This window comes from Sphingomonas sp. ACRSK (genome assembly GCF_022346685.1).
Taxonomy (GTDB): domain Bacteria; phylum Pseudomonadota; class Alphaproteobacteria; order Sphingomonadales; family Sphingomonadaceae; genus Sphingomonas; species Sphingomonas molluscorum.
Window position 1 is genome coordinate 1 of sequence record NZ_JAKRNR010000057.1, and the last position, 8946, is coordinate 8946.

The following is an 8946-nucleotide window of genomic DNA, read 5'->3' on the forward strand; positions in this document are numbered from 1 at the left end:
CGGGCGATTTTACATTGGAGGATCTGGGCTTCATCTTCGTTCCTTCGTCACTACGACGAAGCCCAGATCCTCCTTAAATCACAACCTCAAATCTGTGCCATTGGTGCTGACGGCGGACACCGCTCAGCACCCGCCGGTCATCCACTCGAGGCTTGCCGTGGCTCTTCGGAAAGAACGGCCGCAGCCGCTCCATCTGCTCATCCGTTAGCCAAAACAGGTCGCTCATCCCGGTCTCCTCGCGGAGCCTGAATCAGATCGCGACGCTCATATCAATGGCTCATGACCCTAGGTCAGTCGCCGCCTCCCACAGCATCATAGCAAGCAGATCGGAAACTCCCTTGGGACTGCTTTGCGCCCCAAATTCCGGCCATTCAGCTTCTTCTCCAATGGTCTGAAAGCGGACACCCTTACGTCGCGCTGGAGCCCTTACGGTTGCGAGCAAAGGAGAGGGCGAGAATGGCCAGACTGACAACGGCACCGAACATCGCGAAGCCGGCCATCACGGCATCAAGCCCCGCATCGGCGACGCGATAATGCACGACGGATAGCCAGGCGGCGATGGCGAGGCTCGCTGCTGCCAAGCCGAACTTGGACGTTGCCGTCAGGAGCGCGAATGCAAACGCCGTGGCAGTCGAACGTCGCGCGGAAACCGCCTCCGCGAAACTTGCCCAAAGCGTGGTGCTGATGCCGCCATTTGCTGCGCCGAATGCGAAGGCGAACCCCGCCTGCGAATAATAGCCTGTGGCCTCGGACAGCGTGAAGCCGAGAGCGGCAGCGGCCAGCAAAGTGATTGCGACGCAAAGGGTGGCAAGGAAGCCAAGCCGGCGAATGGCGACAAACCACAGCGGCTGCAGGAACGCGAAGCCGAGCGAGGCGGCAATGATGATCGTGCCGCCCCGCCCTTGCCAGTGGTAGGAGACGTAGTAGGGTTCGAGCTTGCTGAAGCCCGATATGGCAAGCGATAGCACGAACATCAGCAAGAGCAGTGAGACCGGTCCGATCAGCCCCGCCGCGGCCGGGCGACGGGCGGAAGAACTATCGGCGGTGCTTGCGCGTGGTCGCAGGCGCGCCAGGCGCCAAGCGGTAGCGATGGCGATCGTTGACATTGCCAGCGCAGCCAGGGCGAAGCGCCCGCTCCCGTTCGCTGCGCCGAGCAGCCAGGCAAGTACCGTGGCGACGGTGATCGACGCGAGCCCGCTGAAAAACAATCGGAATGCCGACAGGCGCGCGCGCTCGTCCCCATCGCGCGTCGCGAGGCTAAGCGTGGCGTTCTGCGGAATGTCGTAGAGCGCATAAGCCAGGCGAAAGGCGATCGCGAACAAGGCGGTCCAAGCCAAGCGCCATGTATCGGGAAGCAGATCGGCTGCGAACAATGGCGTGATGGCGGCCGCACTCGCGCAAGCCCCGACCAGCTGTAACCGGCACGCGCGAGCGAGCGTGAAGGAAGCCCCACGCAGATGCCAGCCGACAACAAGGTCGATGGTGGCGCTCAACGCCAGGCCGCCAGCGAGTACGGCGCCCATCCAGGCAACGGGCACGCCGGCTCGCTCGGTCAGAAAAAAGGCGAAGACCAGCTCGCTCGAATGCCAGAACTGGCTCTTGCCGAAATGCGCTACGCCGTAAGGCAGGAGCGATGCTCGCTTGGTGGACCCATCGACGCGCGGCGCCCGATCGAAATCACCCCGGCCCTGATACACATTAATGCGCTACGCGGCATATGCGTCAGCCCCGTGACTCACGTGATCAGGGCGCGATGACCGGTGCGAGCGCAGGCACGACGCGTGCCAGTTCCTCGGCGACGATTGCGGCGGTTTTTCGCGCACCCTCATCGCCCAGGTGTGTGGGATCTTTCCGAGGGTGAAACCGGTACCGAGCGGCGCTGCTGTCGGCCGCGGGCGCATTCGTTTCCGCCGGGTGCCCCAGCGCACTGGCACCTTCCGCACCGAGGCTACGCACCAGGTCCGCGCTGCGTGCGTTGAGATCCACCAAGGGGACACTAAGTTCGCGCGCCACAGTGCGCGTGCGCTCTGCCCAAGGTTCAAGACTGTTGTAGAAGCCTCGGACGCTGAAGAGGCGCCGCACCATGGGCGTTACCAGGATCGGCGTAGCACCGCGCGCGCGCAGCTCGCGGACGAAGCGGCGCAGATTGTCACCGAACTCCGGGTCAAGATCCGTGCGCGCGCCCATCCGCGGGTTGCCGTCGTTATGGCCGAACTGGATCAGGACGAATACGCCCGCATATCCCGGCACCGAAGCTTCCGCGAGCGCCTCGTTCCACGATCCTTCTTCGCGGTAGCTGCGCGTGGACCGCCCGCCGCGGGCGACATTGAGGCAGGCCACCTGCGGAGCCACATGGTGCGCGCAAAAGGCGCCTCCCCAGCCGCCCACCGGCGCGACGGTGGAATCGCCGACGAGGAGGATCTTGGATATAGTCAGAGTGGGCGCAACCTTCCGCTGGACGGGGGCCACGGGTGGTGCATCCGGAAGCGCATCGGATCGGGGGACGTCCTGGCCGCTCAAGACGAGTGCAGCGAAAAGCATCGAAATCATTGCGGACCTCCACCCAGGTGCCGATGCGGCGCGAAGAGCAGGATATGGTTGGCGACGGGGCGTTCGCGACCGGGAACGCCGGTGTGGATCGCGCTGTTGAGCAGCCGCGGCTTGCCGTCCGCGCCTTCCACTGCCAGCGTCGAGGAGCCGCCGCCGTCGAGATTGATCGCGTCGCTTGCGCCAAGCTTGCGGAACAACTCGGCGAGGTCCGCGAGCGTCATGCCCTTGCTGTCCGCTTGGCGGCCGTCGGCGAGCACGATCCAGGCCCGACGCCGGTCGGCCGAGATGCCGAACGCTGTTCGCGGATGCGTGTCCGTCGCATAGTCGAGCGCCGACGTCTTCGCCTTGCCGCCTTCCAGCAGGCGCGGCCCGGCGGCGACGCCGTCGACATAGCCGGCCGGGCATTGTTGTCCATCGACGATCACTGCCCGGGCACGATGGAAGCACAGCATCGAATCGACGCGATCGTCGAGGTCGACCTCGACCGGCGACACGGTCTTGCCGCGGGCGATCTCCGGTCCGGACACGTTCACCGGATCGCCGACATGCGGGTAATAATCGTCGCCGCCCTTGCTGCCGCCCTTGAACGGCAGGAAATAGCTTGCGTTGATCGCCACCTGCGCATGGCGCTCCGCCAGATAGGCGCTGGTCAGCTTGGCGACATGCTCCATGCCCTTGCTGTGATCGCCTTCGGTGAGGGCGAAGGCGATGCCGGGGCGGGTAAGATCGATGCTGACGACATGAATATGCGCCGGGCCGGGCGCCTCCCCCTGTTCGTAGTGGATTCCGGGGAAGATCGCGGTATCGGCAGCTCGCGGAAGCGTGGCGCAAGCCGCGAGCGGAAACGCCAGCACTAAGGCCAGCAATGCGGGTCTGATCATGGGTTCATCGGATCCAGGGCAGTGCGTTGCAGGGCATTGAGGTTCGGCAGGAATTCCACAGTCGTGAAGTCCCGCCGTTTCAGCCAGGCATAGGGCAGGACGCCGTGATCGTGGAGGAAGCGATCTTCCAGGATCTTCGAACCGATATACCGGCCCTCGCTGATATAGAGCGAGGATTTGTCGAGCGGCGCTCCGGTGCGGAAGATCATCCGGCCATTGTCGCGAATCTCGGTATGGGTGTGGCGGGAAAGCGGGTTGATTAGGATGCGATCGGCGGGAATGCCGAGGTCCTTGACCAGATAGGCCTTCATCTCGAACGCCTCCGTCCACAAGGTGCCAAGCGGCCGCAGGCGGGCGCCAGAGACGATGATCACCGGGGCTTTCCCGGCACGAAACAGGTCCGCAGCGGTTCGCAGTGCCACCTTGCGGCCCGGATTGAGCGGCTCGAAGGCGATCTCCGGCGACCAGCCCGGCACGACGATGGCCGCATGGGGATAGTCGCTCCAGCGAACCCCGGCGAGGTAGGGGAAGGTCTTGCGGTTTTCAGATTCCTGCAGGCGCAACTGCAGCACCGCATCGGTCTGCCGGTTGGCTTCCACCAGCGTCAGCGCATAGTGGAGCGGGATATGCCACGGGGTTTGCGCCCCTTCGGCGCGGCGGCTGGTTTCCCAGATGAACAGCGACAGGGCCGCAGGATAGCCGCCCCGGTTCATCGGATAGATCACCGAATCGATATCCGCGCCGATAGGGGCAACAGGTTTCTCACCCAGTCCGTAGACGCGGATGATCTGGTCGATCGCGGCATGGGCCTCTTCCCAGGCCTTCACGAGGAGCGCGCGGTCGCTGAGCGCGGCATCGCGGTGGAAGCGGCCGGAAGGGCGCATGTGCTCCGTCACCAGCGGGCGCAGCGCGGGCGATTTGTCGAACAGGCGGCCGATCGCGTCGGCCGATGTCCGGCGCTCGGCCTCGGTCCAGCGCATCGCCTCGCTGGTGCATTCGAGCGCAGCCGGAAGGGCCTTGCCGGCGGCATCGCGCGCCTGATAGCTGCTCTGACAGGCTCCGGAAGCCGCGGCGGCACGAGCCAGGGAAGCGCGCCGGATGGCAGTCAGATCGGGATCGCCCGCGATGGCCTTTAGCGCCCCGGGCAGCTGCTCGAGCAGGGTCAGCAGATAGAAATTCTCGTCCTGCAGCAGGGAAGGGCCGACGAGCGGCTTGTAGGCGAGATCCACGCCTTCGACATGGGCGTGGTTCAATCCGGGGCGAGCGGCCAGCTCGGCTGCGGGGATGTCCGCCCCCGGGACCGCGTCCCAGCCGGATTGCGCCAGGGCGGGCGTGCAAAGCGGCAGCGCCGCCAGGATCGCGTAGGCGAGCGGAAGCTTCTTGAACATGATGTCCTCGATCGACAGGCGTGAAAAGAAGGGCCGCCCCGTGCCGCAGGGCCGGGGCGGCCTGTTGCCGTCAGAGCTTGAAGGAAGCGCCGACCCAGAAGGCGCGGCCGGTGTAGTTGTAGTCGCGGATGTGCGGGTCATCCAGGTCCTGGAATGTGTTGCGGTAGGAATCGGTGAGGTTCCGGCCTTCCGCGATCAGCTCCACCCAGTCGTTGGCCTTCAATCGCAACTGGAGATCGAACTGCTCATAGGGGTACTCGTAGGTATCGAGTGTGGTCCCCGTCGCCGGCGTAAGGTTGATGCCCTTGAGATAGCGCGACTTGTAGGCATAGGTGCCGCGTGCCTGGAACGGTCCCGACTTGTAGAACAGCGAGAAATTGACAAGGTCGCGCGGCTGCTCGCGCATATAGTCGAGCGTCCGCAGGGAGTCGTCGCTCATCACGACCGTGGCCCTGCCGCGCATATGCGTCCAGTTGGCGGAGATGCCGAAGTCCTTGAGGAGGCCGGGCAGGAATTCCAGCCGGTTCTTCACGAAGTTGAACTCCACACCGTCGACATTGGCGTCGGCCATGTTCATCGGCTGGGAGAAAACGACTTCTTCGCCGTTGAAGGTGCCGTTGGTTCGCCCTGTGAAGATGTCGTTCTTCACTGCCTTGTGGAAATAGCTCACCGAAACGATGCCGCCCCGCTGCGGGAAGTAATATTCCAGGCCGATGCCGAAGCTGTCCGCCGTGCGCGCCTTCAGTTCGGGATTCCCGCGCGACACGGTCGCCAACCCGTCTTCGTCGTCGGTGCCGGCAGGGGTGTAGCGTTCACCGGCTGCAAGATGGTTCGGGTTCGGTCTGCCCACGCCCTTGTAGTAAGAGGCGCGCAGGCGCAGGTTCTCGATGATGTCGTAATAGCCGGTGACCGAGGGCAGCCAGTTGCCGTAATGGCCTGTGCGGCTGACGATGGTGGTGACGTCGCCAACGGTGGATGGACGCACCATCTCGGTGCTGGTGTCTTCGTAGCGAAGACCGAAGATCAGCGAAAGGCGGTCGGCCTTGTAGCTGCCCGAGACATAGCCCGCGGCCACATCTTCTATCATTTGATAGTCATTGGCGACGCTCGCGGCGTTGGTCGTCACGACGAAGTTGTCCGGGTTATCCGAAACATAGTCCCAGAATTTCTCGATATCGACCGCAGGCACCGGCGCGCTGACGTTGTGGATATTATAGGTGCCGCCGAATACCGACTGCATGTTGAACGTCACGCCCGGCGCCAGCGCATAGTCGTAGCGCGTATAATCGAACACGCGATCGGAACGACGAAACTTCGCGCCCGTCCGGAAACCGAAGCCGGTGTCTCCGTTTCCGATATTGTACCCGTAGTTGATCTCGCCTTCGGAGACCTTATCAATATTATTGTCCAACGAAGGATAGTAATAGCTGAAGGTGTAATTGGCCGGATTCGCGTAATACCCCGGGTTCGTGATCGTCAGGATCGGCGTATAGCCGGTCGCATCGATTGTGGAGGAAAGATTGGTGTTGTTGTTCGACGTGATGAAGCGGATGTTGTTGGTCGGCTCCCAGAACTTCGCGATCGAATGCGATGCGCGAACGTCCAGGGTCGACACGTCGCTCGGCGCCCAGCGGGCTGACGCATTGTAGGTGGTCAGCGGCTTGTCGTCGGCGAAGTCGTTGAAATTGGCGTACGCTTGGCCGCGCGCCGAAACGGAATTGCCGTCGGCGTCGGTGGTGTAGGCCCCACGCGTATAGAAATTGCCGAGATAGCGATATTCGCGCTCGTTCTGCTCGAAGCGGGCATAGGCGAACTGGGCGTAGAAGTTTTCGGCGGGCTTGTATTCGAGCTTGCCAAAGGCGCTCCAGCGCTCGGAGCTGAGCGGATAACCGACCATGTTGAACGTGCCCGGCACCAGCTGGTCGCCGCGAAGCGTATAGCCGCTCGGTTGGTAGCGGATCTGGTCGCGCTGGCGGCGCAGGAAGCTGCCGGCGACGACGACACCGAACTGGTCCTGCGCGCCGAACTTGGTCGAGAAGGTCGCCGCCGCACGCATCGAGATGCCGTTGGATCCCGGCGCATGATTGTTTCCCCAATAGCCCGGCGCATCGCCAAAGGACTGGAGCGAGGTGGAATCGTAGGCGCCGACATAAAGGTTGCCGACCAGATACGCGCCCCTGCTGTCATAGGCCGAGCGCGAAGCGAGGTCGATCGCGCCGCCGATGGCGCTGCCTTCCATATCCGGCGTGCGCGACTTGCGGACCTCCGACCGCTTGATCGCGACGGTCGGAATGGCTTCCATGTTCAGGCGGCGGTTGGCGCGCTCGGAAGACGCGAGCGTCGCGCCGTCCAGCGAGCCGAAGGTGTAGTCGGGATCGAGACCGCGGATCGCGACATAGCGGCCTTCGTCCTCGTCGAACACGGTGTCGACGCCGGGCAGGCGGCGCAGGCTGTCGGACACGTTGTAATCCGGCTGCTGGCCGGTCTCGTCATTGGTGAGGAAATCGGCCTCGTAGTCGCGGTTGCGCTTCTCGTCGACGGAGAGCGTGTTCTGGCGCACATAGCCGGTGACGACGATCTCTTCGGTCGCCGTGTCCGGAGCTTCCTGCGCGAACGCCGCCGGCGCCAGCGCGAGCGCGGCGACCGACGCGGTGCCGAGCAGGATTGCCTGCCTGAATTCGAAGGTCCTTCCGGAATGCAGCGCAGCCATGTGTCTTGCCCCTTTTGCTGAGTCGCTTGGGCAAATGCACTCGCATTGGGTATATTCTGTTACAGCCGGCGCCCATTGCGGCCGAACGATGGACGGATTCGGCTATGCTCGTGTAAGTTTTGTCGAATTATTCTCGTGGAGGGTATTATTTGATGGCACCTGTCGCTGAGTCCTGGCCCGAGCTGCTCGTCACCGAGCGGCGCATGCTGGCATTCGTCAACGCCAATCCGGGCGTTACGCAGAAGGAGCTCGGCGCGCTGCTCGACCTGCCGCAGCAGACCGCGTCGCGACAAATCAACGAGTTGCTAGCGCACGGCTTGCTGCTGGGCGGAGAGCGCGTCTCGCGCGGGCAACGCGGCCAGCCGAGCCTCACGCTCGGCATCAACCCCGAGCGCCTGTTCTCGCTCGGCGTCTCGATCATGGCCGACGCCATATCGGTGATGCTGGTCGATATGGCAGGCCGCGAGCGCGGCTATCGGCGCTATCGGCTGCCGGTGATGAGCCGCGCGGCCGTGCTTGAAAGCGCCGCGGCGGGGCTCGCCGAACTGACTGGGGAAGCCGGCATCGACCCGGCACGAGTGCCGGGGATCGGCGTGGGTATTACCGGATTCATTCGGTCCGACCGCCGCAGTTTCAACACCCCGCGCAGCCTGGACGAGTGGGCCGATGTCGACGTTGCCGAGATCTTCGCTGAACGCTTCGGCCGGCCCGCCTGGGCGGACAACGACGGCAATGTCGCGGCCGTGGGCGAAGCGCTCGTCGGTGTCGGGCGCTGGGCCAGAACGTTCGCCTATCTCTATATCGCCACCGGCTTCGGTGGCGGCGCGATCGTGGATGGGGCGCCGCTGCATGGCCGTCACGGCAATGCCGGCGAATATGCCACCATGCTGCCGCCGCTGCTCTACCCCTCGCCGACGCTCGAGCTGCTGCGCCAGACCATGGCGTTGCGCGGCGTGGAATTCGCGGACGTGAGCGCGCTGGTCGAAGGATTCGACGTTGGTGCGCCGGGCGTCGACGAGTGGATCGCCAAGGTCACCGATTCGCTGTCGCTGGTGTGCGGCGCCTGCGTGGGCGTGCTCGATCCGGATGCGATCGTGCTGGGCGGGCGCATCCCGACGGCCTTGGCCGAACGGGTGATCCCGAACATCATTATTCCGGTCGTGCCCCGGCGCGGCGAAGGACGCGAGCTGATCCCGATCGTGCCCGCGGCCGCACCCGGCGATACAACCGCGCTCGGCGCCGCGGCGCTTCCGCTGCAGCGCTGCGTTTTCGGGGATGGGTGGGATAGGTAACAGTCTGTCCGTCGTCAGAACATTCGGCACAACTCGCGGCGTAGATTAGCGGAGTGCGGACCTCGTCAGGGGTTGATGTTAGGCGGCGAACTTGCGGTGCTGCAAGCGCCGATGTTCGATGGTCT

6 protein-coding genes and 1 pseudogene are annotated in these 8946 nt (G+C 64.2%); 1 reads left to right on the top strand and 6 read right to left on the bottom strand.

Annotated features, from left to right (window positions below; genetic code table 11):
- Nucleotides 1-115: 115 nt before the first annotated feature.
- The 6 genes and pseudogenes from MHZ35_RS17205 to MHZ35_RS17230 all read right to left on the bottom strand — a co-directional run.
- A pseudogene (locus MHZ35_RS17205) lies at nucleotides 116-226 on the bottom strand (IS5 family transposase); the annotation flags it as partial.
- Nucleotides 227-407: 181 nt separating this feature from the next.
- The gene (locus MHZ35_RS17210) at nucleotides 408-1697 is read right to left on the bottom strand and encodes an MFS transporter (protein ID WP_239436752.1); all 1290 of its coding nucleotides are present in this window, start codon (nucleotides 1695-1697) and stop codon (nucleotides 408-410) included.
- Between the two features lie 46 nt (nucleotides 1698-1743).
- On the bottom strand, nucleotides 1744-2469 hold the full coding sequence (locus MHZ35_RS17215) for a rhamnogalacturonan acetylesterase (protein ID WP_239436753.1): 726 nt from the start codon (nucleotides 2467-2469) through the stop codon (nucleotides 1744-1746).
- Nucleotides 2470-2546: 77 nt separating this feature from the next.
- A complete protein-coding gene (locus MHZ35_RS17220; protein ID WP_239436754.1) occupies nucleotides 2547-3431 on the bottom strand; it encodes a phosphodiester glycosidase family protein in 885 nt (294 codons plus the stop codon).
- Nucleotides 3428-4960 carry a YdcF family protein gene (locus MHZ35_RS17225; RefSeq protein WP_239436755.1) on the bottom strand — a complete coding sequence of 511 codons (1533 nt, stop codon included), beginning with the start codon at nucleotides 4958-4960 and terminating at the stop codon, nucleotides 3428-3430. The genes MHZ35_RS17220 and MHZ35_RS17225 overlap by 4 nt, the downstream gene beginning before the upstream one ends.
- Nucleotides 4890-7529 carry a TonB-dependent receptor gene (locus tag MHZ35_RS17230; RefSeq protein WP_239436756.1) on the bottom strand — a complete coding sequence of 880 codons (2640 nt, stop codon included), beginning with the start codon at nucleotides 7527-7529 and terminating at the stop codon, nucleotides 4890-4892. The genes MHZ35_RS17225 and MHZ35_RS17230 overlap by 71 nt, the downstream gene beginning before the upstream one ends.
- Nucleotides 7530-7681: 152 nt before the next feature.
- On the opposite strand from MHZ35_RS17230, the gene MHZ35_RS17235 reads away from it, so the two are divergent.
- On the top strand, nucleotides 7682-8821 hold the full coding sequence (locus MHZ35_RS17235; protein WP_239436757.1) for an ROK family transcriptional regulator: 1140 nt from the start codon (nucleotides 7682-7684) through the stop codon (nucleotides 8819-8821).
- Nucleotides 8822-8946 lie beyond the last annotated feature (125 nt).

Excerpts from the sequence above, each read along its gene's own strand:
- MHZ35_RS17220 (WP_239436754.1), bottom strand. The coding sequence starts at position 3,431 with ATGATCAGACCCGCATTGCTGGCCTTAGTGCTGGCGTTTCCGCTCGCG.
- MHZ35_RS17225 (WP_239436755.1), bottom strand. The coding sequence starts at position 4,960 with ATGACCCGCACATCCGCGACTACAACTACACCGGCCGCGCCTTCTGGG.
- MHZ35_RS17230 (WP_239436756.1), bottom strand. The coding sequence starts at position 7,529 with ATGGCTGCGCTGCATTCCGGAAGGACCTTCGAATTCAGGCAGGCAATC.
- MHZ35_RS17235 (WP_239436757.1), top strand. The coding sequence starts at position 7,682 with ATGGCACCTGTCGCTGAGTCCTGGCCCGAGCTGCTCGTCACCGAGCGG.